Consider the following 24435-nt stretch of genomic DNA (forward strand, 5'->3'; position numbering starts at 1 on the left):
AAGCGAGAAATATAAGACATACAGTATAGGAGCAATACTTATACTTTCTTATATTTCAAAAAAAACGTCTTGACACAGGTAAAGCCCCCTGTGTCAAGACGGTGATTCACTCAGAAATCCACCATTGCAACTATTGTTTCACAATTTCAACCAAAATATCATTATTGAAATACATTATAATATTATCATTTTCTTTCAAAGATTGCACGGATAAAGTCGAATCTCCCTGATGAATATAAACATTAACAGGAACAAAGAATTGATATTTATCATTTAGATTAGCTCTCTTAGTCGACAATAAGTTAGTTGCACTTTCATAGCGTGAGAATGTTCTACTAAGTTGAGACATTACACGAACGATTGTAGATCCATCCGTATCCTTACGAATCTCTACTCGGTCACCTGTGGTCAAGTTGCTAAGAGCAGTCGTTGTCGAGCCATCACGAATGATTTTGACTCCTCCGCTCACCGCTAAAGTCTGTGTTGCTCCAGCAAAATCTTTCACAACCAAGCTATTCGCAGCGGTATCTACAGAACTAACCTGACCTGTTGTAAGCTTAATCGCTTGGATAGCCAGCGGTGTGCTTCCATCGAAGGTCACGTTAAGATAATCACCCGCTTTTAAAGCTGTTAGCTTAATGCTTTCACCAGCTTCATTGGTCATCGGGATAGCATAAGTATTGATCTCGCTGGTTCCCCCATTCCATTTGATGCTCAAACGGTTGGTTCCAGAATTAACCGTTGCTGCTTCAACCTGAAGAACTGACTTTACTTTCAGGACAGCGATTAGGTCCTGATTTGCAGTTAACGAGGCTGTCACATAACTGCCAACAGGAACATCTGTTACGGTTGGATTTGTTTTACCAAAAATATCAATAAACTGTGGAGTTGGCAGTGTCAGACTCTGTCCGTCATTTAGCTTCATAACTATAGTTCTTGCGGCAACATTGATTGAAGTAACGGTTCCTTCGTACTTCGTAACTACTTCCAATGATAACGCACGTTGTCCGATTGCCTTTATATTCACCTTGCGATTCTCTGTCAGTCTTGCCCCGATGCTAGTTAAGTTAGGAAGTACACCTTCATAGGACAGCTTTGTTTTTTCATCCAACTGAACCACATGTGCCTTATTGCTAGTATCCATAACCGTCAACAGCTGCGTTTTAGAATTATAGTCTATAACCGCTGCTCCACTATACTGTTCAATTTGACGGCTTAACACTTCAATTTTGGTGACTTGATCGCTGCTGTTTAAGGTAACCTGAATCTTGTCCCCACCTACTGCATCAGCAATAAGATCATCAGCTACTGCTCCACTCATGTTCGGAATAACAATCGTCGGTTTAGTGCCAAGCAGTTTAACCTCACGATTTCCGTCTGCTTTTTTGTAAACAACTGTGGAACTAGTCAGCTCGGTGAGTACCCCATCAACTGTCCGTTCAACACCTTCTGTCACTTCTACAGTGCGGATCACATTATCTTGAATCGTATATTTGACCGCATTACCTGTCTTCAAATCTGCAGGTTTCAGCACTGATGCTTGGGAGCTGAATAATGAAGTCCCATCTTCCCATTTAAAAGTTTCTACAGTACCCGCAGTATTTTTGAAAGTAATGCTTTTACCAGTAAGATCTACACTTTGAATAGTGCCTGTGGTTGTTTTGTTAACAACCCCTGAAGTCACTTGAACCTTTACTACTTTATGCGAACCACTATACGTTTCACGTTGCAGTGAAACTACACTGTCTGTTATCAGCGAAGCAGGTTCAATTCCATCTCCATTTACATCCACAAAGGAAGTAGTCTCATCGTAGTAGTATTCAGTGAACCCTGTTGGTGACTTTAACCAAAGCTTATTACCTGGAGCTACCATGGCGAAGTTTCCTGACAGAGTCTCTACTTGTTGTGTAGGGTCAGTCACTTCAACATAAGCCGCGTTATATGTCGCGCCAATTACAGTAACCTTAGTGTAGGGTTGGACATCACTTAGATTGATTCTGCTTTCAGAAGCACTTGTGTAATAAGCAGTGCTTGCTCCCAGAGTATATGTAGAAGTCTTTCCGTTGTTATAGACGGATAGTTTCCCATCAGCTAATTGACTGATCGTTCCTGATATTGTGTTGTCATATTCAACCGTATTGTGAGCTTCAGCGCGACTGAAAAAAGTCGCCAATTGCGCACGTGTTACAGCACCTTGCGGATCAAAACGATTTCCGTCAAGTCCATTGGCTAGACCTAAATTAACGGCAACGTTGATGTAACCACGTTTGTTGGCAGACACTTTGGTATCATCCGCAAAGCCAGTTGGCTCACTAGCGGCCCCTGCTGCATCTGCGCTTTTTCCAAGGGAGCGGATTAGCAGCTCCGCAATCCATTCCCGGGATGCTTTACGCTCTCCCCAAGAAGTCTTCAGATTATCTGGAGCCATTTCAGTTGCTTTATCGAGTAATCCTTGTTGAAAAGCTAACACAACATAATCCTTGTAATAATTCGTAACTTTAAAATCGGTAGGCAACGCTACCGCAGAAGAAGCATCCACTTTATCCTGCAGCTTCATAAACCGCAGGGCCATAAGCACTGCTTCCTGCTGAGTTACAGAATCACCCGGACGGAACAATCCATTATTTCCAACCACAATTCCTTGTGAAGCGAGTTTATAAATATGTTTTTCAGCCCAGAAGCCTGTCTTTACATCGCTAAAAATCCCTACAGATTGTGTAGTGGTTGATGTCGGTGTAGTGGCAGCTGTGTCTGCAAACACTGCACTTGCACCACCAAAAACCATAACGCCAGCCATAACAGCCGACACTGCTTTATTAGAATAAGCCTTCAATGGACGTTTTGACCTTTTTTGCGCGGACAATAGATTATTCCCCTCTCTATGACTCAAATAAATAGTATGTTTAAAAATTCGTCAGCTAGATACCTAATTCCTTTGTTGCATAACCATTTAAGAATTATCTCTAGTCATAGGATGCAATAGATCCACATGGCCCATTAGACTTTCTACCTTTTCACCATCAACTAAAACTTCGATACTCTTTACTTCCGCAAATTGAAAATAAGTTTTGGCAAGTGAAGTAATGGCAAAGGATTCTCCACCCGCACCAAGCTGAGCTTCATCTGGTTTATGAATATCCATTACGATTTGACCCTCTACGAATTTTAATGATTTCAGTTCAATTTTCCCCCACAAAGGTACAAGATCTGTATTCTCACTACTTTGCAGTGCTTTGAACGTCTCTGTATATTTCTCAACATCGTCAGAGTAGTTAATCGTAGTCTTAGCAGGCACTAAATCCATAATTTGCGAATCAGTGTAATAAACTTCAATACTCTGGCTTTGCTTTTGTGTCTCATTTTCTACCGGCTTCGAAGACGGCTGAGTTTCTGCATTAGTATTATCTGCTGTCGGTTGCGGAGTGCTAGCCACTTCGGTTTCCTGATCATCAGACGGAGCTGGGGTACTTTCTCCCGCACCACTTACAACGTTTGTAGTATCTTGCTCCACTCCATTAGCAGGAGCTGCAGTAGGCTTATCTCCACAGCCAGCTATCACTAGTAGAAGTAGCGCAGCAACCCCAACCATAGTCCATTTTTGTTTAAACATTAATAAACGCCTCCTCTAGATGAATACGGGCAGACAGGTACCGCAAAACCACTTCTTGCCTTTTTATTGATAAAAGCAGAAAGCTGACTTTGCGGCGCTCGTCTGCCACTGGTCTGTTATTTTATACCCAAATATTCCTTGATCCCACTCACTATTGAAGCAGCAACTTTATTTTGTAATGCTTCCGTAAAGAGCAATGTCTCATCCTTCTTATTGCTAAGGTATCCTACTTCAAGTAGAACAGCAGGCATTTTCGTTTCACGAATGACATGGAAATTTCCGTATCGTACACCGCGATCACTAAGCCCTGTAGCCTCAACAAGATACTTATGCATTACTTTCGCTAAGGCCTTACTGGCTTCCCGCTGATAATACGTTTCTGTCCCGCTTGCCGCAGAAGATGCGGAACTGTTAGCATGTACAGAAATGAATAGATCTGCTTTTAAATTATTAGCCATAGCCGCTCTATCCTTGAGCTCCAAGAATGTATCGTCACTGCGTGTCAGTACGACATCGATATTACTTTCTTTTTTCAGCAATGCTGCTGTCTTAAGTACTATAGCTAAATTAAAATTCTTTTCGTATTTTCCTGTTACTCCTACTGCACCAGAATCTTTGGCTCCGTGCCCCGCATCCAGTACTACGAGCTTCTTGCCATCATTACCTGGCTGTGTTGAAGTATCATCCGTACTTTCTGCATTCAGGTCAATGATAACCAACTTAGAATCCGTCCCAGATACGCTGATGTTATAATTCTTAGGATAATTCAAATCAATTACAAAACGTACAGTATAAGGATTGGAGCTATAAAGCGAATACCGGACACCTGATACATCAGGATAATCCTTCACTTCCAGTTTACCATTCAGATCAGGATCAAGAACTTGTCCCGTACCAAACAGATCTGAGAAAGTGGCATTAGGAAAATCAATAACTAACCGATCCGGCCCTGTCATTACACTTACTTTTGGCTCGGAATTACCTTCCATCGCAATGCTCAAACGATTCTCACTAAAGCTCAAACCATTTATCATGGTTAAATTTTTAGTAGAATCTACCGGCGGAACAACAACTTCAGATCCACCATTTCCAGAGTTCCCATCAGAACTGCCGTTTTCATTTGAGGATCCTGGGGTAATAAGATACACGATCTTCTTCGCATTATCCCAAGTGACGGTGAGACCAAACTGCTCACTTATGAACCGTATAGGTACAAGTGTCGTATCACTCCGCAGGACAGGCGCAGTGGTAAGCTGTACTGTTTTGTCATCAACCGAAGCTGTCTTTTGATTAACAATAAGTTTGATGACCTTCCCTTGCTGTTCAATCGTCACCGTTTTGCTTTTTTGATCCCAGCCCACGGTATAACCAAGACTCTCGGAGATCAATCTCAACGGTACCATGATAGTATCATTCACATTTTCAACCGGTACTTTTTGCCCTGCAGTAATCTCTTTGCCGTCTAGATAAATCTTGCTATTCGCGGCAGCAGCATGTCCATGCTCAGGCAAAACCAACACAAAGAGCAACAATAACAACATCAAACTGAATTTCTTCATTCTTCACCTCTAAGAATCTAGTATTCGCCTGTGAATGGCGATCGTGGTGCCCCTGTCTCCGTCAACCTCAGACCTCTATTAGACGCTGGTAATCTATAAAGGTTGCGAATATATTCCATAAAAATTGAGAAATCTCACCAACCGCAAGTGTTAAAGCCCCAGATATTCCTTAATTCCAGCAACAATTTCTCTCGCTAATTTCTCTTGAAGCTGCTCACTATACATCGCCGATTCATTTCCTGAATTTGTAAGATATCCTACCTCTAGCAAGACTGCTGGCATTGTGGTTTCCCGTGTAACATGAAGGCTTTTCGTACGAATCCCGTTGTCTTTAAAACCAGTAGCGGCTAATAAATGCTTATGCATAATCTGAGCAAGAGGCAGACTATCACTGCGAGAATAATAGGTTTCACTGCCATTTATTTTATCTCTATTTGGATATCCAACCTCTAGCGAATTCGCGTGCACTGAAATAAAGAGATTCGCTTTAGCAGCCTCCGCAATTTTCACGCGATCCTGAAGCCCCAATGTAGCATCGTCAGTTCGAGTAAACACCACGTCAACTAATGCTTCCTGCGTTAACAGTGTTTGTACTTTGCGGATGACGGCCAGATTGAAGTCTTTTTCCAGCTTACCTGTGAGACTGACAGCTCCTGATTGAGTTCCGCCATGACCCGCATCTAGAACTACAATTGGCTTACCTAACGTTCCATTAGCCCCTGTGGTGTTGCCTCCGTTGTTAGTTACATTCAAATCAATCGTAACCAGCCCGGTGCTTTCATCCGTACTAAGCTGGTACGGTTGATTTCCAACCGTTTGAATTACGAATCTGACAGTGGACGGACTCACACTGAACAGTGCATAACGGATCTCAGAAACGAGCGGGTAGCCGGCAACGTCCAGCTTACCTTGTGGACCGCCAGTGGTGGTAACACCCGTAAGACTTCCAATGAAATTCGGATCGAACGCAGCACCCGGAAAATCTACGACGATTCGATCAGGGTTGCTCATTTTTGTAACGTTTGGCTTAGTAGCCCCCGACACAGCGATAATAAGTCGGTTCTCAGTGAATACTGCCCCGTTTACTAGAGGGCCTGTTGGAATTCCTGCTGTGCTTCCCGGTGCCGTAGTTGTTTGTGGAACTGGTGTCGGGCTGGGTGAAGTTACTACACTGCCAGCAGTTGTCCCGTTGTCACTTCCCGGCGTAGCACTTGGAGTTGGAGCAGGTGTATTAGTTGCTGTTGGATTGGTAGTATTCCCCTCAGGTGTCATTGCAGGATTGCTAACTTGTCCACCTGTCAAATAGACGGTTTTATCAACATTATCCCAGCCCACCTTTAAGCCGAACTGCTCGCTTACGAAACGAATTGGAACAAGTACTGTGCCGCCACTCTGCTTAGGAGCTGCATTTAAATCAAATGTCACCCCATCTGCATCAGCTGTTTTCCGTCCTACCGCCAGCTCAATGCTTTTACCATCCTGGTGAACGGTTACTTTCCGGGTCTGCTGCTCCCATAACACCTCGAATCCAAGATTCTCTACTACCACTCTGACCGGAATCATAACGCTACCATTTACATTTTCGAGTTTAATTCCTTTTGGCAAAGCAAGTTCCTGATTGTCCATAATAATTCTGCCTGTGCTGCTACCAGCTGCGGCAGCTTCTTGTCCGGTGGATGTTAAAAATAATAAAGGCAGTAACAAAAGCAGCAATACACGAAGCCCAGCTCTTCTCATTCTCATTTTCCGCTCCTTCTGCAAGTAATAGATCCTAGATAAGTATTTAGACGACAGAAATCACCAAATGTTTCCTTAATGACCAATGAATATATCGATTATAGCAAAAAAACTTCTATTTCCGACACCCGGAAATAGAAGTTTTGCGTATTTTTTGTAAAGTTTAAGAATCAGACCAGTTATATCCTCTTTTTAAGAGAATAGCTTTGCAGCATGACGCTCTTCATAAGCAGCAATTTCATCTGCATGTTGAAGGGTCAAACCGATATCATCCAAGCCTTGCAGCAGGAATTGACGACGGTGCTCATCCAGATCAAAGCTGATGCTCAGTCCGAATTCATCTTGTAAAGCATTGTTCTCAAGATCAACTGTCAGCTTGTAGTCCTCATGCTCAGCTGTCCGTTTGAACAATTCATCCACTTGCTCTTCCGAAAGCTTAATCGGCAGAATGCCGTTCTTAAAGCAGTTATTGTAGAAGATATCCGCATAAGAAGGTGCAATTACAACTCTGAACCCATAATCCATAATCGCCCATGGTGCATGCTCCCGAGAGGATCCACAGCCAAAGTTAGCGCGTGAGATCAGAACAGAAGCCCCTTGATAACGTGGTTTATTCATTTCGAAGGCTGGATTATCGTTACCTTCTTCATCAAAACGCCATTCATAGAACAAAAACTGTCCAAATCCCGTCCGTTCAATCCGTTTCAAAAACTGTTTTGGAATAATCGCATCCGTATCTACATTTACCCGGTCAACTGGTGCAACAATTCCTGTTAATTTTTTAAAAGCATCCATAGTTTTATCCTCCCGTGTTCTCTCTAGTTCTATGAGCTGACGGCTTCCGTCTTATAATTCCAATCACGTACATCAGTGAAACGACCTTTGATCGCAGCTGCGGCTGCCATAGCTGGAGATACAAGATGTGTACGTCCTCCGCGTCCTTGGCGTCCTTCAAAGTTACGGTTCGAGGTAGATGCACAGCGTTGTCCAGGCTGCAGAACATCCGGGTTCATGGCCAAGCACATGCTGCATCCCGCTTCACGCCATTCAAAGCCAGCGTCAGTAAAGACTTTATCAAGTCCTTCTTTCTCAGCCTGCATCTTAACACGGCCCGAGCCTGGAACAACAATGGCAGTAACCTTTTCAGACACCTTATGACCTTTAGCTACCACTGCTGCAGCTCTCAAATCTTCGATCCGCCCGTTAGTGCAGGAACCGATAAATACATAATCAATCGGAATTTCGGAAATAGGTGTTCCAGGAGTCAAATCCATATATTCAAGCGCTTTTTCAGCAGCTTTACGTTCATTTTCAGTGGTGAAGTCCGCCGGATTCGGAACGCTGGAGTTGATGTCAGTTCCCATGCCCGGGCTAGTCCCCCAGGTCACTTGTGGAATCAATGTTTCCACATCAAATTCAACAACCGTATCGTACTGGGCGCCCTCGTCACTTACAAGACTCTTCCATGCTTCTACAGCAGCATCATAAGCTTCGCCTTGCGGTACGTATTGACGTCCACGCAGATAATTAAAAGTAGTTTCATCAGGGGCAATCAAGCCAGCTCTTGCTCCGCCTTCGATCGACATATTGCAGACAGTCATACGTTCTTCCATCGACAATTCACGAATAGCTTCGCCTGTATACTCAATTACATAACCTGTGGCAAAATCAGTACCGTATTTAGCAATAACACCCAGGATCATATCTTTTGCTGTTACGCCAGGGTTACGTTTGCCTGTAAAGCGTACTTCCATAGTCTTAGCTTTGGATTGCTGCAAACATTGGGTAGCCATTACATGTTCAACTTCACTAGTTCCGATACCGAATGCCAGCGCGCCGAATGCACCATGCGTGGAGGTATGGCTGTCGCCGCAAACGATAGTTTTACCAGGATGTGTCAACCCGATTTCAGGACCCATTACGTGTACAACGCCTTGATCAATATCATTCAGATCGAACAGTCTTACACCAAAATCAGCACAGTTCTTAGAAAGGGTATCAATTTGCTGCTTGGAGATTGGATCTTTAATGTTAAAACGATCTTTAGTTGGTACGTTATGATCCATCGTTGCGAAAGTCAGCTCAGGACGGCGAACCTTCCGGTTGCTGAGGCGAAGCCCTTCAAAAGCCTGCGGAGAAGTAACTTCATGAACCAAATGCAGATCAATATAAATAATGCTAGGTTTGCCTTCCTCTTGATGAATAACGTGATTCTCCCAAATCTTCTCAAACATTGTCTTGTTGCTCATAATTTCACCTCATTAATAGAATCGTTCATTGGAAGAGAGCGTGGAGTCTCTCTTGAATGATCTAAATATAACACCCCTGTCTTTATAATTCCAAGATATGATATCTATAAAAGTGATAGTCTGAACCTATAAGCTGAGTTAGGGTGTGTTGAGGCGCAATATGTAGGTGCGATGCACAACCGGAATGTATAGGAGCGAGGCGCAAGCTGGATGTGTAGGAGCGTTTCCGCAACCGGGATGTGTAGGAGTATTTAGTTGTATTTTGTACAGCTATATTCCTGTGATTCATTCGTTAATAGATATAACTGTATTTTGTGCAGCTATTTTCTTGAATTATCACCCTATAGCTAGGAAATCTGGTTTTTAGTTGTATAGAATACACTTAAAACCAAAATCATCCCTTTTGCATACGAAATAGCTGCACAGAATGCAGTTATCTCATAGATACTCTCAAGATCCGGCGCAATAAATATATTGTGAGAGGATATCGGATACTTCGATCAGTGCAGTAGGGATAATTCTTGAAAACAGGCCCGGCAGATTCTGGGGAGTGAAGAAGTGAATGCTCCTTCGGGTTGCCTATACAAAACTATAATCCAATAGGATATACTTATAAGTAAATCATTTCCCTAAGGAGTCCATATATGGAACTGAGACAACTGCAGTATGTGCTGCAAATCGCAGCCGAAAAAAACTTCTCACGTGCAGCGGACAAGCTGCATATTGCCCAGCCCTCGCTCAGCCAGCAGCTTTCCAAACTGGAAAAAGAGCTCGGCGTAATGCTTTTTCAGCGTAATACCAGCTCAGTTGAGCTGACCTACGCAGGTTCTAAATTCGTTGAACAAGCCCAGATTATCATTGACGCAGTGGAGCTGCTGCGACAAGAGATGTCCGACATATCAGAACTGCGCACTGGACGTGTAGTTGTGGGCAGTATGCCGATTACAGGTGCACATCTTCTGCCGCATGTGCTTCCAGTTTTCAAACAAAATTATCCTGAGGTAGAAATTACGCTGCTAGAAGACTCGTCGATGAACCTAGAGAAGCTCACGGCAAGTGGCCAGACCGATTTAAGCCTGCTCTCCTTACCCCTCGAAATTCCAGCTTTAGCTTATGAAGAGCTTGGAGAGGAAAGAATTGATCTTGCCGTCCCTCCTGAACATCCGCTCGCTAAACGAATCTTAGATGGAACACGGACCTCACTTGAAGAGCTTAAGGACGAACCTTTCATCGTACTTAAGGAAGGTCAGGGCTTCCGCAAAATGACTGTGGAGCTGTGTCGGAAAGCCGGATTCGAGCCACGAATCGTTTTCGAGAGCAATAATATGGAAACCGTTCAATCCCTAGTGGCAACAGGTATGGGCGTGACTCTTGTTCCTCGTTTTATCGCTCGTGCACCGCGAAGTGAATTTGTTCCAGTCTACTTACCGCTCGCTGATCCGGTGCCTAGTCGTACGCTAGTTGTAGCATATCGACGCGGACGATATTTATCCAAGGCCGCAAAGGCTTTTGTAGAAACATTCAAATCAACAGTGTCTGAATTAACGGAAGAATAGAATATATACAAATAAAGTGCCCCAGTAACCATTCGCGTGGTTGCCGGGGCACTTTTTCAGGTAAACCTCTTTTAACAGTACTAGATTATTTACGCAAATTACGCTGTGTAATCAGGCGGTTCTGATCATCCGACACACGTGCTTTACTTGAATCAGTCAATCCCTTATCAACTGGAGCCCCGGTGTGATCTTCCACAAATTCACGAGTCACACTATTCTGAAGCTCTGCTACTTCGTTTGAATCTTGATTCTGTCCCTGCTCGGCATTGTTGTCTTTAGTCAATTTAATCCACCTCCTGGTAACAGATTATAAGTTCTTTACCCCTTCTCTCTGAGGTTAAACATAATATATAGAGCTTTCTGCATGAAGAAATATATCCTACGTTTTCCCTTTGCAATGCAACCAGCTCCATGGTATTCTATTGAAAATAAGTGAAACGTGCAGACGGGACCAGTAAGAATGAGTCTAACCGCGCCTAGAGAGTAGATTCCGACAGGCTGAAAGAATTTACCGCGGTTTTCGTTCCGAATCCTACCCCCGAGCGGCCTGTGTCTAACAGGACGGATCCTCCCGTTATGAGAATGAAGTCGGATGATCCCTCATCAATGAAGGTGGTACCGCGGAAGTTTATAAGCTTTCGTCCTTTGCTAAGTCTAAGGATGGGGGCTTTTTGTTGTTTTCAGGACTTAATAAACGAAGAGGATGTGGACAGAAATGACGACGCGAATCGTGGTCAAAATAGGCAGCAGCTCGCTGACCGGACCCGAGGGCGGTTTGAATCGTGAAGCAGTCTCCTTTTTTGCCTCAGAGATTGCCGAGTTGAAGAAAAACGGCTGTGAGGTGTTGTTAGTAACCTCTGGTGCGGTAGCCGCCGGCTTCCGCAGTATCGGTTATCCAGCACGTCCGAAGCTGCTGCATGAGAAGCAGGCCGCTGCGGCTGTGGGTCAGGTACTGCTGATGCAGGCTTATCAGGAAGCTTTTGCCCAGCATGGAATTACTACCGCGCAAATATTGCTGACTCGCACCGATTTCTGCAGCCGCAGAGCCATGAATAACGCTATGATGACTGTAGAAGAGCTACTTCGCCAAGGAGCGGTGCCCGTATTTAACGAGAATGACACTGTCTCCGTAGATGAACTGAAATTTGGCGATAATGATACCCTCTCTGCGCTCGTAGCCAACCTGTTAAAAGCCTCTAGACTGCTTGTCTTAACCGACATGGATGGTTTATACAGTGGAGATCCCCGCAAGCATCCGGATGCTGTCCGTTATCAGTTCGTAGATGACATTACACCAGAGATATATGCTATTGCTGGTGGAGCTGGCTCTAGTGTTGGAACAGGCGGTATGCGATCCAAAATCGATGCGGCCAAAATTGCTACTCGGGGTGGTGTTCCTGTCTTTGTCGGAAGAGCCACCGAACCTGGTGATTTACAGCTTGCTGCAACGGGAGAAGGCAGGGGCACTTATTTTGCAACGAAGCTATCCTCTCTTCCCGTCAAAAAACAATGGCTAGGCTTTATGTCTACCCCTCTCGGCTCCCTATACGTGGACGAAGGGGCTGTAGAAGCTTTGCTACATGGCGGACACAGCCTGTTGCCTGTAGGCGTCAAACAGACAGAAGGTAGTTTTCACGCAGGAGATGTTGTAGAAGTCCTTGGACCCGACTCCAAATTGCTTGGACGTGGGATTGTAAATTACGATGATGCTCAGCTGCGTAGCATTCAAGGTCTGCCAAGCCGTGAAATTGTACCGAAGCTGGGAGAAGTACACCGGCTTGAGGTCATTCACCGTGACGAATGGATTACACTGAGATAAGCATTTTTTTCAATTCAAATATAGGGAGGAAACGTCATGAGTGAAGTTATTAATAAGAGTAAATTAGCCAAGGAGACAACAGGAGTTCTAGCAAGCTTAACAACTGGCCAGAAGAATGAAGCACTGCTGGTCATGGCCGATGCACTTCGCCGCGAAGTTCCCGCCATTATCACCGCCAATGCGGAGGATTTGGAACGAGGAAGACTTAATGGAACTCCGGAATCCATGCTCGACCGGCTGGCATTAGATGTTGACCGGATTAACAGCATTGCCGAAGGCTTGCAACAAATCGCTGTATTACCGGACCCTATCGGTGACACGCTAGAAAGCATTGAACGTCCTAACGGCCTCAACATCCAGAAGCTGCGTGTTCCGATTGGTGTGATCGGCATCATCTACGAAGCACGTCCCAATGTTACTGTTGATGCTGCGGGTCTATGTCTCAAAACCGGCAACGCTGTTGTGCTGCGCGGGGGCTCCTCTGCCCTGTCCTCCAACCGTAAAATTGTCGAGGTTCTGCACAATGCTCTTGCTGAAACCTCAATGCCGCCTAACGCGCTTCAGCTGATTGAAGACCCAAATCGTTCTTCAGTAGATGAAATGCTAAAGCTGAACGGACTTTTAGATGTGATTATCCCGCGCGGAGGCAGCTCTCTTATTCAAAATGTAGTCCTTAACGCAACCGTTCCCGTAATTGAAACTGGAGCAGGCATCTGCCATACTTATCTCGATGCAACTGCCTTGCCAGAAATGGCACAGAACATTAGTTTAAATGCCAAAGCTCAGCGCCCTTCGGTATGTAACTCTATGGAAACACTACTCGTTCATCAGGATTACGCGAGCAAATATCTGTTATCCTTAGCCGAAGCATTCCGTGAGGTTCATGTAGAACTTCGTGGCTGTCAACAAACCATCTCTCTTGTCCCATGGGTATTACCTGCAACCGTAGAAGACTACGCTACAGAATACAATGATTATATCCTTAATATTAGAATCGTCAGTGATTTGGAAGAAGCTATGCAGCATATCGCCCAGTATGGCACGAAACATTCGGAATGTATCGTAACAGAAGATCAGGAGAACTCCACACGCTTTTTACAAGAAGTGGATGCTGCCGCTGTTTATCACAATGCCTCAACCCGCTTCACGGATGGCTTTGAATTTGGATTCGGTGCAGAGATTGGTATTAGTACCCAGAAACTCCACGCTCGTGGCCCGATGGGTCTGCCTGCACTAACTTCAACCAAATATAAGATCTACGGAACGGGACAAATTCGGGGTTAGTATACACGTTTAAGTATTCTATCACACAACTTTTAGGAGGATTTTAGCCATGTGTCAGCAACCTTCAGTTCCACTCATGAATCATAATATTGTTTTTTATGGCGCAGGCTCCATGGCAGAAGCCATCGTTCGCGGGATGATTAGCCGCAATATCGTGAAGTCCGATAATGTCATCATGCTCAATCGCAGCAGCAGTGAACGTCTGGCAGAATTAAAAAGCCGTTATGGTGTAATAGGTACAAATGATCCCGAACAAAAAATAGAATACCTACGTAACGCACCAGTAATAGTACTGGCAATGAAACCTAAAGATGCTGCAGAATCCTTACGCGGACTAGGCCCGCTTCTTTCTCCGGATCAGATTGTAGTTTCTGTCATTGCAGGTCTATCTATTCGAACCATGCAAGGTCTACTTGGCAAAGCACAGCCTATTGTTCGCACAATGCCTAACACCTCCAGTTCCATCGGTCTGGGTGCCACTGGTCTAGCCTTCTCCAAAGAAGTAGACGAAAGAGGCCGTCGCCTTGCTCTTAATATCTTTGAGGCTGTCGGGCTTACAACAGTCATTGATGAGGAACGTATGGAAACCTTGACCGGAATTTCAGGCAGCGGGCCTGCGTATATCTATTACATGATGGAAGCCATGATCGCCGCTGGTATCCGTGGTGGGCTGCCACTTGATCAAAGCACCGAATTAACTGTTCAAACTGTGCTGGGAGCTGCCCGAATGGTACAACAGACGGGAGAAGAACCCGCAGCACTTCGTAAGAAGGTTACTTCCCCTAACGGTTCAACACAAGCAGCTATAGAAGTGCTTGAACGAGGGGAATTCTTTGAAACTGTGATTGCTGCCGTTAACCGATGTGCCGAACGCTCACGTGAAATGGGTGCTGCCCTAGAGAAAGAGCTTCGTTCTTAACCAAAAAAAGATCGCAGCCCATCCCCTCATCGGGTGGGAAGCGATCTTTTTTTACCTTGTTACAACATTTCCATAATTATCTCTTACGATTACCTTTAGATTTACAGGAGCCGCAACGGTCACGTTCAACGCATTCCTGGAGTTTTCGAATACTAGATGTCTAGGTATGTCTCCTAAGATAACGTAAAATGTGTCTCCGACTTGCTTAGTTTGCAACAGCCGCTTCTCTTGCTCTTGCTTGAGTTGCCCTTCTGCCGTGGAATAACTCCCAAATACATTCAACTCGTTCCCAGCCGTTCGATCAACCATAATTCCATAAGGTTCGGCAGCCTGGATTATAAGTGTACCTACACCCTGTGGAACATTCCCCTTCCATTCCGGCAAGGAATAATTCTCCTCCGTAGATGAGATCACATGTCTAAGTTCTTGTGTTAATCCTAAAGAGCTGACTCCTGCGAATACTAAACAGCACACTGCCAGAAATCCGACGAACAGAACACTTAGCACATCATAGTACATTTTCCCTTTACCACGGAACCATAAGGTGTAAATTACAATTTCTAAACCAAGTAAGATAAAAATGAGCGGCCACCAAGCAAGCGTTGTCTCGAACACATCCGCTCCTTTCCACTGCGAAACCATTATTAATGCCCCGAGAAATAAAAGGCTCAGTCCCATCGACAACGTACCTACACGCCAACTTCTAGATTTCCCTTCGTTCACTGGAAACTCGCTAGTTACCATGACTCCCGGCTCTACTTCTATTGGATTATTCAAGATTGCCCCCCCGCCCCTTTTCTACCCTTATTATTCTTACTTCCAGTCATCAGCTTCACCCCACCACCAATCAATAACACGGAGACAACAATGGTCTTAAAATATTCATTTACGCGATATTCCAGCCGCCATTCTGGAAATCTGATATCAATGGCAGGAACTGCGACATTCACAACAATAAAGTATAATCCGAGACACATCAGGACTGCTCCGAGCCAGCCTTGATGATTTAAGAAACCTTCGATAACCGGCTTATCCTGCAAAGGTTCACGTCCATATCGGCTAACTAACTGTAAGCCATCGAATAAGCTATAGAACCAAATGACCGGGATAAGGAAAAAGAGCAATGTTAACCGCAATAGATCCATGACATAAATACTTCCTAAGAAAAGAAGCATGAGCTGGAGCCCTCTTTTTTGCAGTCCCAGATACATCTGTCCAGCACCAGGAAATGCGGATAGTAATGTCGCTAATACTTTGCTGCGTCGTCCTTCCTCACGTCCAGCCTCCATCTCTTCGAATAATGTGCGGTCAACAAGCATTTCTCCTGCTTGTTTACGATGGATCAACTGAACTGCATCAAACATGCAATACAGCCAAATTACTGGCAATACTCCAAACAGCAGCAAAAATGCATCACTCGAAGTAATTCCAGCCAAGAATAACATAACGGTCATGAATCCGAAAAAAGAAATCAGAAAGGATAGTCCACGCTGCATCAGCCCCATATGAAAATGACCCAATCCAGGAATGAAAGACAATAGGATGACATGCACACGTTCATTATCCTCCGTCTTTACGGGCATAGTAGAACTAAAATCCAGCATTGATCCATCAGGCGCTACAATTGGAGTGGGCATTTGCAGTAATTTAATCACCAGATGAATCATCGAAAGGATCCATAGAAGTAAGAATCCGATCACCCCTAATGCCAGAATTCCCTCATCCCCTTCAGCCATAGCGATTAAGAATGACATAAATAACACACCAAAGCTTAGCAAAAAATAAACAATCCCTTGTGGGCGTCTTCCCATATAATAATGACCTGCTCCAGGAATCATATTAAGAAAAAGACCCTTAATTTTATTACGCTGCTGTTGCATTGTTCATTTCTCCTCTCATTTCTGTCTTCCGTCCATAATCCGGCTCAACCATCCGCTGGTGGCTTGCATGAATTGTTCGCTATAAGATGGCGAATTATCTTTCTTAGGGACAATAAGCTCCATTTCACCCGTGAGTAACTTATCAAACATCCCGGAAGACATAATCAACAGCGTTAACGAAGCAGCAACGGCATAATGAAAGATTGTTTTTTCATACCAGCGATAACGCCGTGATCCTTCTTCTTGCCCCGCTACTTCTTCTATGACTACTGAAGATCTCACCGTAGCCACCCAATCTCCCATAACTCTCTCTGTAAAAGCAGACGAATTCTCCAATGAAGGCAGGTCCTCCTTTAGCTCATCCAGCATCTCCATGTATGAAACAAATATGTCTTCATCCTCGAGCAGCATTTGTTCCCATTCTTCTCGTTCTATACTATCTTCTTGCCCTTCAAGATAAGCTTTTGCCTGCTCGCGGCGAATTAAGTTTTCTCCACTCTTCATCATAGCCATTCGTCCTCCTTCCAATGTTTTCGCATCCATTGTCTCGCCCTATATAGTCTGGACTCCACCGTCTTCAAAGTAATTTCATTTTCAGCAGCAATTTGCTCATATTTTTTATTTTCCAGATAATAAGCCACCATAATTTCCCGATGACCCTCCGGTAAATTGTTGATCTCACCCGACAGACGATTCATCCGGTCACGACGGACAACAGTGGCTAGTACATCCTCCTCATTTGAAGGTGTCTGGCTCAGCACAAGCTCATAGTCACCAGGTAACTCTCGTAGCCGATCACGTTTACGTTTGGCATCAATAGCCTTATTTAAGGCGATCCGCGTAATCCATGATTTTAAGCCTTGATAACGGTAGTCAGGGAGAGATCTATACATCTGAAGAAAAGCTTCCTGAGCAGCGTCTTCAGCCCCTTTGACTTCACGTAATACAGAATAGGTGATTTTGTATATGTGCTGACTGTATGTATTTACAAACTGGCGAAACGCATCTTCGTCTCCTTGGCAAATCCGCTTGATTAATAGCTCTTCCTCAATGACTCTCCCCTCCTTCCCACAGCAATAGACGCTGAGATCTTCGCCTACCCCTGCACTTATCTAAAAAAAATAAAAAAAGAACCGTACAGACTCTAGCAATAGCTAAAGCAATACGGTTCTCTCCTAAACGATCTATCTTCCACCATTGCGGAATTTTTGTGTATACGTCTTAACATCCTGAGCGTTCTTGACCCGGTTACGGGCCCATTCCAGCAATATCCGGTCGATATAACGAAAATGGACCTTCCCCGCAAATACGGATTCCTTGAGTGCTAACAGAATCAGCTCCTCAGGATATCGGTCTTGATCCACCCAGCTGGAAATCGTCTCACATTCCATTGGAGACAGCGGGCGCCCGAATTCCTTCTCGAAAATACTGAATAGATTCCGGCTCTCCTCTTTATCTCCAAGTGAAGAAGGAGATGTGGGGGGAGTTCCGAATCCTCCACCTGACGCAGCAGCCCGGGGAGCTGATGTTGCATATGCCCCTTTGTCCTTATCTTGCTCATTTTCTTGTACAGCTGTCGCAAGATAAGCACCTAGCTTTCCATATAGCCCTGAGAAATTGTAGCGTTCATAATGGATATCTCTTAGCTCATCGTTGTCTCCATCGATGCTAATGAAACCCTCCTTCATGAGCTTCTGCAATTCTCCGGCGAGAACGGAAATGCTACGACCAGTTACGACCTGAAGCTCCTCTAGAGAAGGGAACTCAATCCCTTCCACTTGCCTGAAGGAGAGCAGATGAATCAGCAGCATCGCTTCACTTCCGCTTAAATTCAGCTTCCGGTAATACTTCAGTAAAGCGTAAGGTATGACGGCCATTCCGTTCTCCAGACCGAAGGAGACGCCTTCGCTCCAGGTACTCCATGTCTTGCCGTCCATGTGCTTCCCCCTTTGTTCAAATCCTAAGAACTTATGGGTAGAGGCGGTACAGTGTACGTGGGAATGGAATAGTCTCACGTACATGGTCAAGACCACAGATCCAAGCTACAGTACGCTCAAGCCCAAGTCCAAAACCGGAGTGAGGTACAGATCCGTAAGTACGCAGATCCATGTACCATTTATAAGAATCCATCGAAAGATTGTGCTCTTTATAACGCTCTTCAAGCAGCGCAGGATCATCGATCCGCTGTGAACCCCCAATAATCTCTCCATAACCTTCAGGAGCGATCATATCAGCACACAGTACGACTTCAGGACGATTTGGATCCGGCTTCATGTAGAACGCTTTGAATGAAGCAGGATAATGAGTAATAAATACAGGTTTATCGTATGCTTCAGCGATTGCTGTTTCATGAGGTGCACCAAAATCATCACCCCAAGCAATATCTTCAAAGCCTTTATCATTCAAGAACTTGATCGCATCGTCATAAGTAATACGTGGGAATGGTGCTTTGATATTCTCCAGCTTGGAAATATCGCGGCCTACCGCTTCCAACTCCGCACGGCAATTCTTCAATACGGATTGTACTACGAAGCTAATAAACTCTTCCTGAACCTTCAAGCTTTCTTCATGATCTGTGAAGGCCATTTCCGGCTCGATCATCCAGAACTCGATCAAGTGGCGACGAGTCTTAGATTTCTCCGCACGGAAGGTGGGTCCAAAGGAATATACACGGCCCAGTGCCATAGCTGCAGCTTCCATGTATAACTGTCCGCTTTGGGTCAGGTAAGCATCCTCATCGAAGTATTTCGTGTGGAACAAGTTAGTAGTTCCCTCTGCTGACGTTGGCGTCAGAATCGGAGGATCCACCTTTGTAAATCCGCTCTCGTTGAAGAACTGTTGGATTGCCCGGATAATCTCCGCACGAATAACCAGAACAGCCCGCTGCTTCGAGGCACGGAGCCAGAGGTGACGGTGATCCATCAAGAAATCAACGCCATGCTCTTTCGGAGTAATTGGATAATTCTCTGTAAGGTGCAGAACTTCAATTCCGGTAACAGTCATTTCAAAACCGGATTGACTGCGAGGCTCCTCACGAATAATACCGGTCACATACAATGAGCTTTCCTGTGTGAGGCTCTTAGCTGCATCCCATACCTCTTCAGGCACTTCTGATTTCACTACAACTCCCTGAATATAACCTGTACCATCGCGAAGCTGCAGGAACTGAATTTTACCACTGGAGCGCTTGTTGTTTACCCAACAACCGATAACAACATTTTCTCCAACATGTTCATTCACGTTCTTGATTACACTCTTGTTAGCCATGCCTTCAATCTCTCCTCTAATTTAGCCGTTAATTCCTTGCACAATACGGTTTGTATCACGTGCGATGACAAGCTCTTCGTTAGTCGGAACTACAAGCACCTGCACTTTGGAATCTACCGTAGAGATACGACGCGGGTCGCCGGAGCGAACTTTATTAGCTTCAACATCCAACTCAATACCCAGGAACGTAAGGTTATTTAGCAGTTTCTCACGTAGCAATGAAGCATTTTCACCAACACCAGCAGTGAATACGATAGCATCTACACCGTTCATAGCAGCCGCATAAGAACCGATATACTTGCGCAAGCGGTACTCATACATTTCAAAAGCTAGCGTGGAATTAGGCTCACCTTTTTCCATACCCTCAATAATATCACGCATATCACTGCTTACGCCCGAAATAGCTAGGAGTCCACTATGTTTGTTCAACATGGAGTTAACTTCGCCTACGGACAATTCTTCCTTGTTCATCACGTAAGGAACAATTGCTGGATCAAGATCACCACTGCGAGTCCCCATCATCAAACCTTCCAGAGGAGTCATACCCATCGAAGTATCCACAGACACTCCATCTTGAACTGCAGTTACACTCCCTCCGTTACCGATATGACAAGTAATGATCTTCAGATCTTCCAACGGACGCTCCAAGTACTCCGCAGCAGCTTTGCTTACGAAGTCGTGTGATGTACCGTGTGCGCCATAACGACGAACTTTATATTTATTGTACAGTACTCTAGGAATCGCGTACATATAAGCTTTTTCAGGCATTGTTTGGTGGAATGCAGTATCGAATACAACAACCTGCGGTACACCCGGCATATTTACTTCAGAAGCCGTAATCCCCATCATTGCTGCTGGGTTATGCAGGGGTGCAAGGTCAAACAATTGACGAATCTTAGTCTTGGCATCAGCGTCCACAAGTGCGGAAGCTTTGAAGAATTCACCACCATGTACTACACGGTGACCCACAGCATTGATTTCTTTAATGGATTCAATAACGCCATGCTCTTTATCCGTTAGGCAAGCTAGAACTTTACGAATCGCTGTGTTATGCTCCAAAATTTCACTTACTTCTGTTACTTCAGCTTTACCAGTAGGTTTATGGTTCAGAATGGAGGAATCCATCCCGATACGTTCCACCAAACCTTTAGCCAAAACGGATTCATCAGCCATATTGTACAATTGATATTTTAAAGAAGAACTACCGGAGTTAATTACTAGAATATTCATATACGGTCACCATCCTTGTCGTACTGGAAGAAGCCTTCGCCTGATTTCATACCCAATTGTCCTGCACGCACCATCTTCTTAAGGATCGTGGAAGGACGATATTTCAGCTCACCATATTCACGGAACATATTTTCGAGTGCAGCAAGAACCGAATCCAGACCAAATCTGTCAGCCATTTCAAGCGGTCCATATTGGAATTGATAACCAATACGCATAGCATCGTCAATATCCTGTGCGGAGGCAACGCCCTCTTGCAGTACATGCATAGCTTCGTTGATAAACAAGCAAATGAGGCGTGATGTTACAAATCCTGGGGATTCATAAATCATTACACCTTTTTTCTCAACAATTTCATCAACAAAGGATTTTGTATCTTCAAAAGTAGCATCTGAAGTTTTCAGACCGCGTACAATTTCAACAAGATCCACTTTAGCTACAGGGTATATGAAATGCATTCCGATCACGCGTTCCGGATACATTGTAGAACTTGCAAGTTCAGTCAAGCTAAGTGTTGACGTATTGCTGGCAAGAATAATGTGGTTTGGACATACTTGATCCAGTTGATTCAATATTTTTTTCTTTTCTTCTAAATCCTCAACGATTGTTTCGATAACCATGTCACAAGAGCTCAGCTCTGCGAAATGTGTCACTTTTTGAATGCGGCTAAGAATCAGCTTCTTCTCAGCTTGAGTGATCGCCCATTTCTCCAGTTGCTTATCTAGACTTGTCTCGATCATTTCGTAGGAGTAGTCCAGTTTCTCAGGGGTTTTCTCCACCAGCAATACATCCAGGCCCTTGGCTGCCAGCATTTCGGCAATCCCTTGTCCCATTGTGCCACCGCCGATGACACCAATTTTCTTGAAATTCATAAAAAAGTCTCCATCCTTTCAGGTATCTATACTTTTGTATTGTACCTTGTCTGTCGCAAAAATTTATAAAGCCCGACATATAATGATATCTTAGCATGCCTGAAAAGTAAAAAAAAATAACCAGCATAAATATTTATGCTGGTAAACGCACGCTGTCACGAAATTGACATCGAAATTGCTCTCCAGAGAGCACTTCTTCCTTCATTAAAATGTCAAGGGAGTAATCAAATACATTTCGTTGCTTTTCAAGGTGGTCGTGAGTACGTACCATCAACTCGTCCAATATTTTACTGTTTTCCTTCATAAGCTCTTCAGTGGTAACCATTTCCAGTTTGGCAATACCCAACGAAGTCAATCCGGATTTCATCATGGTTTCGACAATATTCAGGGCCTGATCAAAATCGCCACGTGAACCTGTGCTTCGTCCGCCATAATACATTTCTTCTGCAGCCGCTCCACCAAGTGCGATCATAATCTGATCTTCGAGATAATCTTTGGTGTACAGATACTGCTCTTGCTGAGGATTGTGACGTACATAACCAAGGGCTTGCCCCCGCGGAGTCAGCGTAACCTGACTGACACTTCCCGGACGAAGCAGTTCTGCCATAATGGCATGTCCCAATTCGTGGATCGCCACCCGTTTTTTCTCTTCGTGGTTAGTTTCTCTGTCCGTTTTTTCCCCCATCATAACCTTGTCAATCGCCATCGACAGATGCCGCTGCTCAACCTCTGTCAATTCCTCACGCATCATATAAATTGCTGCCTCATTCATAACACTTTCGAGCTGAGCACCAGAAAAACCATAGGCTTCTTCGGAAATTTTGTCGAGGTTCACATTGGCATGAAGCGGCTTATTTTTGGCATGTAATTCGAGAATCGATCTGCGGCCTTTTTTATCAGGCATGTCCACTTGAATATGACGGTCAAACCGGCCAGGACGCAGCAATGCTGAATCAAGCATTTCTTTACGGTTAGTGGCTGCTACCAGTAGAATGCGTGGTGTTTCGTTGTTATAGATCCCGTCCATCTCAGTCAACAGCTGATTCAAGGTCTGATCATATTCTCGCTGCTGTCCGCCCTCACGCTTACCGCCAATTACGTCAATTTCATCTATGAAAATAATAGCGCTTTGCTTGTTTTCCTTAAGGGCGCGGGTACGGGCATCCTTAAACAAATCGCGGATACGGCCAGCACCGACACCTACGTACATTTCTACAAACTCACTGCCTGATGCTGCCACAAATACAGAGTTTGTATAATGTGCTGCTGCTCTAGCCATAAGGGTCTTACCTGTTCCTGGAGGGCCTGTAAGCAGAATCCCTTTCAAAGGCCGAATCCCGAATTTGCTGATTTCCTCATGCCGGATCAAAAAATCCAACGCTTCACGAAGCTCCTGCTTTGCATTGTCTTGCCCGCCAATTTCTTCAAAAGTAAGCTTTGAAGGTCCATCCTTCTTGCGTTTCTTCCCGGCACCTGCATTTACCGCAAGTCCGCCTCTTAAATGAGCAATGATAAGTAAGGCCGTGAGCATCCCAGCAGCAATTACTATCGGGAATATATTAATGCCTAGAAAAGCCATAAAAATAAACAAGACAGGAATAAATCCGATTAGAATTTCTTTAAGGTATTTAGGCATTATTCCATACCCCCAATGTCGCAGGTTTACGCGGCAAAATAATAAATTTGCTTTCTTTTCCATTACTCAAGCTTACATAGACATTATTGTCATCAATTTCTGTTGAGGCTATCACATTTTTATATTGCGGATATTGCGCTTTGAGTCCATCAAGTTCTGTGGGTATAAGTGTATATTTACGGCTCTCCATGGCTTCGGCTACAGAGAACATCGCTTTATCCCAGTATTCATCCAGCAGTTCACTGGAGTTCTGTTCTACATCAAGTTTTAGTGTACGTCCATCAATCATCGATTTTCCTTCTTGGGAGACGTACTGAACCAGTTCACGTAATTTCGTGCCTGGCTGGAGATCAAGTTTCAAAGTGACCTCATTGCGGTTAATACTGATATGAGAATTATTGACGCCCTCATATTGAGATACAATCTTCTGAAGTGGTTCCTGCATTGCAAACTGACGATACAAAAAGAAGCCACCAAACAATAGAGTAGCCGACAGTAGAGACGTTATCAGCACAGGTACAAGACGTAATTTCAAGAAACGTCCTCCTCTCAAAGATGACAAAATATAAAGCTCATTATAATAATTTATAGCTACTTGAGAGCTCATCAGAGAGACTGAAGTCTCTTATTGCTGTTCTAATTACAAGTAGTAGTATATCACAGGTGTATATACTAATTTCAAAATAAATGTGAATATATTTAAAATTTAATTTTTTAAATATTTCCATCAATACCAAATAAATTCCTCACTTTCGACAAAATCGGCCTTGATTTTTAATCAATCGGCCTATTTTCGTATGTGAATATAAGAGAATATTCG

The 24435-nt window shown here is 44.2% G+C and carries 21 protein-coding genes; 4 read left to right on the forward strand and 17 right to left on the reverse strand.

The genetic code is table 11. The annotated features are described in order from the left end of the window. Positions 1 to 130: 130 nt before the first annotated feature. The 6 genes from MHH50_RS20530 to leuC form a co-directional block, all read right to left on the reverse strand. Positions 131 to 2863, reverse strand: a complete 2733-nt coding sequence (locus tag MHH50_RS20530) for an S-layer homology domain-containing protein (RefSeq protein ID WP_340033331.1) — start codon at positions 2861 to 2863, stop codon at positions 131 to 133. A gap of 87 nt (positions 2864 to 2950) precedes the next feature. Next, positions 2951 to 3610: a GerMN domain-containing protein gene (locus MHH50_RS20535; protein WP_076281440.1), complete on the reverse strand. Its 660-nt coding sequence runs from the start codon at positions 3608 to 3610 to the stop codon at positions 2951 to 2953. Between the two features lie 116 nt (positions 3611 to 3726). Then, on the reverse strand, positions 3727 to 5169 hold the full coding sequence (locus MHH50_RS20540; protein WP_076281439.1) for an N-acetylmuramoyl-L-alanine amidase family protein: 1443 nt from the start codon (positions 5167 to 5169) through the stop codon (positions 3727 to 3729). A gap of 150 nt (positions 5170 to 5319) precedes the next feature. Then, positions 5320 to 6912 (reverse strand): N-acetylmuramoyl-L-alanine amidase family protein, encoded by a 1593-nt coding sequence (locus MHH50_RS20545; RefSeq protein WP_081386262.1) that lies wholly within the window; start codon positions 6910 to 6912, stop codon positions 5320 to 5322. 186 nt (positions 6913 to 7098) lie between these two features. Beyond that, on the reverse strand, positions 7099 to 7701 hold the full coding sequence (gene leuD / locus MHH50_RS20550) for a 3-isopropylmalate dehydratase small subunit (protein WP_076127570.1): 603 nt from the start codon (positions 7699 to 7701) through the stop codon (positions 7099 to 7101). Positions 7702 to 7730: 29 nt separating this feature from the next. Continuing rightward, positions 7731 to 9155 carry a 3-isopropylmalate dehydratase large subunit gene (gene leuC, locus MHH50_RS20555; RefSeq protein ID WP_076127568.1) on the reverse strand — a complete coding sequence of 475 codons (1425 nt, stop codon included), beginning with the start codon at positions 9153 to 9155 and terminating at the stop codon, positions 7731 to 7733. Between the two features lie 644 nt (positions 9156 to 9799). On the opposite strand from leuC, the gene MHH50_RS20560 reads away from it, so the two are divergent. Further along, positions 9800 to 10711 carry a LysR family transcriptional regulator gene (locus MHH50_RS20560; RefSeq protein ID WP_076101451.1) on the forward strand — a complete coding sequence of 304 codons (912 nt, stop codon included), beginning with the start codon at positions 9800 to 9802 and terminating at the stop codon, positions 10709 to 10711. 85 nt (positions 10712 to 10796) lie between these two features. Here the strand turns inward: MHH50_RS20560 and MHH50_RS20565 are convergent, their stop codons facing one another. Further along, positions 10797 to 10994 (reverse strand): hypothetical protein, encoded by a 198-nt coding sequence (locus MHH50_RS20565; protein WP_340033332.1) that lies wholly within the window; start codon positions 10992 to 10994, stop codon positions 10797 to 10799. A gap of 432 nt (positions 10995 to 11426) precedes the next feature. Here MHH50_RS20565 and proB point away from each other — a divergent pair, with 432 nt between their 5' ends. The 3 genes from proB to proC are packed head-to-tail and all read left to right on the forward strand — an operon-like array spanning position 11427 to position 14733. Further along, positions 11427 to 12530, forward strand: a complete 1104-nt coding sequence (gene proB, locus MHH50_RS20570) for a glutamate 5-kinase (protein WP_076101454.1) — start codon at positions 11427 to 11429, stop codon at positions 12528 to 12530. Between the two features lie 36 nt (positions 12531 to 12566). Then, positions 12567 to 13814: a glutamate-5-semialdehyde dehydrogenase gene (locus tag MHH50_RS20575; protein ID WP_340033333.1), complete on the forward strand. Its 1248-nt coding sequence runs from the start codon at positions 12567 to 12569 to the stop codon at positions 13812 to 13814. A 49-nt stretch (positions 13815 to 13863) separates the two neighbouring features. Further along, complete coding sequence (gene proC / locus MHH50_RS20580; RefSeq protein ID WP_076134661.1) at positions 13864 to 14733, forward strand: pyrroline-5-carboxylate reductase; 870 nt, start codon at positions 13864 to 13866, stop codon at positions 14731 to 14733. 51 nt (positions 14734 to 14784) lie between these two features. Here the strand turns inward: proC and MHH50_RS20585 are convergent, their stop codons facing one another. From MHH50_RS20585 to MHH50_RS20630, 10 genes are all read right to left on the reverse strand, one after another. Beyond that, a complete protein-coding gene (locus MHH50_RS20585; RefSeq protein ID WP_312150968.1) occupies positions 14785 to 15510 on the reverse strand; it encodes a hypothetical protein in 726 nt (241 codons plus the stop codon). Then, positions 15507 to 16613 (reverse strand): hypothetical protein, encoded by a 1107-nt coding sequence (locus MHH50_RS20590; RefSeq protein WP_076127557.1) that lies wholly within the window; start codon positions 16611 to 16613, stop codon positions 15507 to 15509. Before MHH50_RS20590 ends, MHH50_RS20585 begins: the two co-directional genes overlap by 4 nt. A gap of 15 nt (positions 16614 to 16628) precedes the next feature. Continuing rightward, a complete protein-coding gene (locus MHH50_RS20595) occupies positions 16629 to 17120 on the reverse strand; it encodes a hypothetical protein (RefSeq protein ID WP_076306200.1) in 492 nt (163 codons plus the stop codon). After that, entirely contained in the window at positions 17117 to 17725 is a 609-nt protein-coding gene (locus MHH50_RS20600; RefSeq protein ID WP_339174566.1) for a sigma-70 family RNA polymerase sigma factor, read from the reverse strand. Before MHH50_RS20600 ends, MHH50_RS20595 begins: the two co-directional genes overlap by 4 nt. A gap of 72 nt (positions 17726 to 17797) precedes the next feature. Beyond that, positions 17798 to 18550, reverse strand: a complete 753-nt coding sequence (locus MHH50_RS20605) for a DnaD domain-containing protein (protein WP_076302747.1) — start codon at positions 18548 to 18550, stop codon at positions 17798 to 17800. Between the two features lie 31 nt (positions 18551 to 18581). Further along, complete coding sequence (gene asnS / locus MHH50_RS20610; RefSeq protein WP_340033335.1) at positions 18582 to 19880, reverse strand: asparagine--tRNA ligase; 1299 nt, start codon at positions 19878 to 19880, stop codon at positions 18582 to 18584. 21 nt (positions 19881 to 19901) lie between these two features. Further along, positions 19902 to 21110 carry an acetate kinase gene (locus MHH50_RS20615; RefSeq protein WP_036676305.1) on the reverse strand — a complete coding sequence of 403 codons (1209 nt, stop codon included), beginning with the start codon at positions 21108 to 21110 and terminating at the stop codon, positions 19902 to 19904. Beyond that, the gene (locus MHH50_RS20620) at positions 21107 to 21979 is read right to left on the reverse strand and encodes a 3-hydroxyacyl-CoA dehydrogenase NAD-binding domain-containing protein (RefSeq protein ID WP_036676304.1); all 873 of its coding nucleotides are present in this window, start codon (positions 21977 to 21979) and stop codon (positions 21107 to 21109) included. Before MHH50_RS20620 ends, MHH50_RS20615 begins: the two co-directional genes overlap by 4 nt. A gap of 133 nt (positions 21980 to 22112) precedes the next feature. After that, entirely contained in the window at positions 22113 to 23615 is a 1503-nt protein-coding gene (locus tag MHH50_RS20625; protein ID WP_076127550.1) for an AAA family ATPase, read from the reverse strand. Continuing rightward, the gene (locus MHH50_RS20630) at positions 23608 to 24150 is read right to left on the reverse strand and encodes a hypothetical protein (protein ID WP_076127549.1); all 543 of its coding nucleotides are present in this window, start codon (positions 24148 to 24150) and stop codon (positions 23608 to 23610) included. Before MHH50_RS20630 ends, MHH50_RS20625 begins: the two co-directional genes overlap by 8 nt. Positions 24151 to 24435 lie beyond the last annotated feature (285 nt).

Origin of the sequence: Paenibacillus sp. FSL H3-0302 (assembly GCF_037982245.1) — a bacterium.
GTDB lineage: Bacteria > Bacillota > Bacilli > Paenibacillales > Paenibacillaceae > Paenibacillus_AQ > Paenibacillus_AQ odorifer.

Excerpts from the sequence above, each read along its gene's own strand:
- leuD (WP_076127570.1), bottom strand. The coding sequence starts at position 7,701 with ATGGATGCTTTTAAAAAATTAACAGGAATTGTTGCACCAGTTGACCGG.
- MHH50_RS20615 (WP_036676305.1), bottom strand. The coding sequence starts at position 21,110 with ATGAATATTCTAGTAATTAACTCCGGTAGTTCTTCTTTAAAATATCAA.
- MHH50_RS20605 (WP_076302747.1), bottom strand. The coding sequence starts at position 18,550 with ATGGACGGCAAGACATGGAGTACCTGGAGCGAAGGCGTCTCCTTCGGT.
- proB (WP_076101454.1), top strand. The coding sequence starts at position 11,427 with ATGACGACGCGAATCGTGGTCAAAATAGGCAGCAGCTCGCTGACCGGA.
- MHH50_RS20545 (WP_081386262.1), bottom strand. The coding sequence starts at position 6,912 with ATGAGAATGAGAAGAGCTGGGCTTCGTGTATTGCTGCTTTTGTTACTG.
- MHH50_RS20590 (WP_076127557.1), bottom strand. The coding sequence starts at position 16,613 with ATGCAACAGCAGCGTAATAAAATTAAGGGTCTTTTTCTTAATATGATT.
- MHH50_RS20595 (WP_076306200.1), bottom strand. The coding sequence starts at position 17,120 with ATGATGAAGAGTGGAGAAAACTTAATTCGCCGCGAGCAGGCAAAAGCT.
- MHH50_RS20620 (WP_036676304.1), bottom strand. The coding sequence starts at position 21,979 with ATGAATTTCAAGAAAATTGGTGTCATCGGCGGTGGCACAATGGGACAA.
- MHH50_RS20560 (WP_076101451.1), top strand. The coding sequence starts at position 9,800 with ATGGAACTGAGACAACTGCAGTATGTGCTGCAAATCGCAGCCGAAAAA.
- MHH50_RS20540 (WP_076281439.1), bottom strand. The coding sequence starts at position 5,169 with ATGAAGAAATTCAGTTTGATGTTGTTATTGTTGCTCTTTGTGTTGGTT.
- asnS (WP_340033335.1), bottom strand. The coding sequence starts at position 19,880 with ATGGCTAACAAGAGTGTAATCAAGAACGTGAATGAACATGTTGGAGAA.
- proC (WP_076134661.1), top strand. The coding sequence starts at position 13,864 with ATGTGTCAGCAACCTTCAGTTCCACTCATGAATCATAATATTGTTTTT.
- MHH50_RS20625 (WP_076127550.1), bottom strand. The coding sequence starts at position 23,615 with ATGCCTAAATACCTTAAAGAAATTCTAATCGGATTTATTCCTGTCTTG.
- leuC (WP_076127568.1), bottom strand. The coding sequence starts at position 9,155 with ATGAGCAACAAGACAATGTTTGAGAAGATTTGGGAGAATCACGTTATT.
- MHH50_RS20575 (WP_340033333.1), top strand. The coding sequence starts at position 12,567 with ATGAGTGAAGTTATTAATAAGAGTAAATTAGCCAAGGAGACAACAGGA.
- MHH50_RS20535 (WP_076281440.1), bottom strand. The coding sequence starts at position 3,610 with ATGTTTAAACAAAAATGGACTATGGTTGGGGTTGCTGCGCTACTTCTA.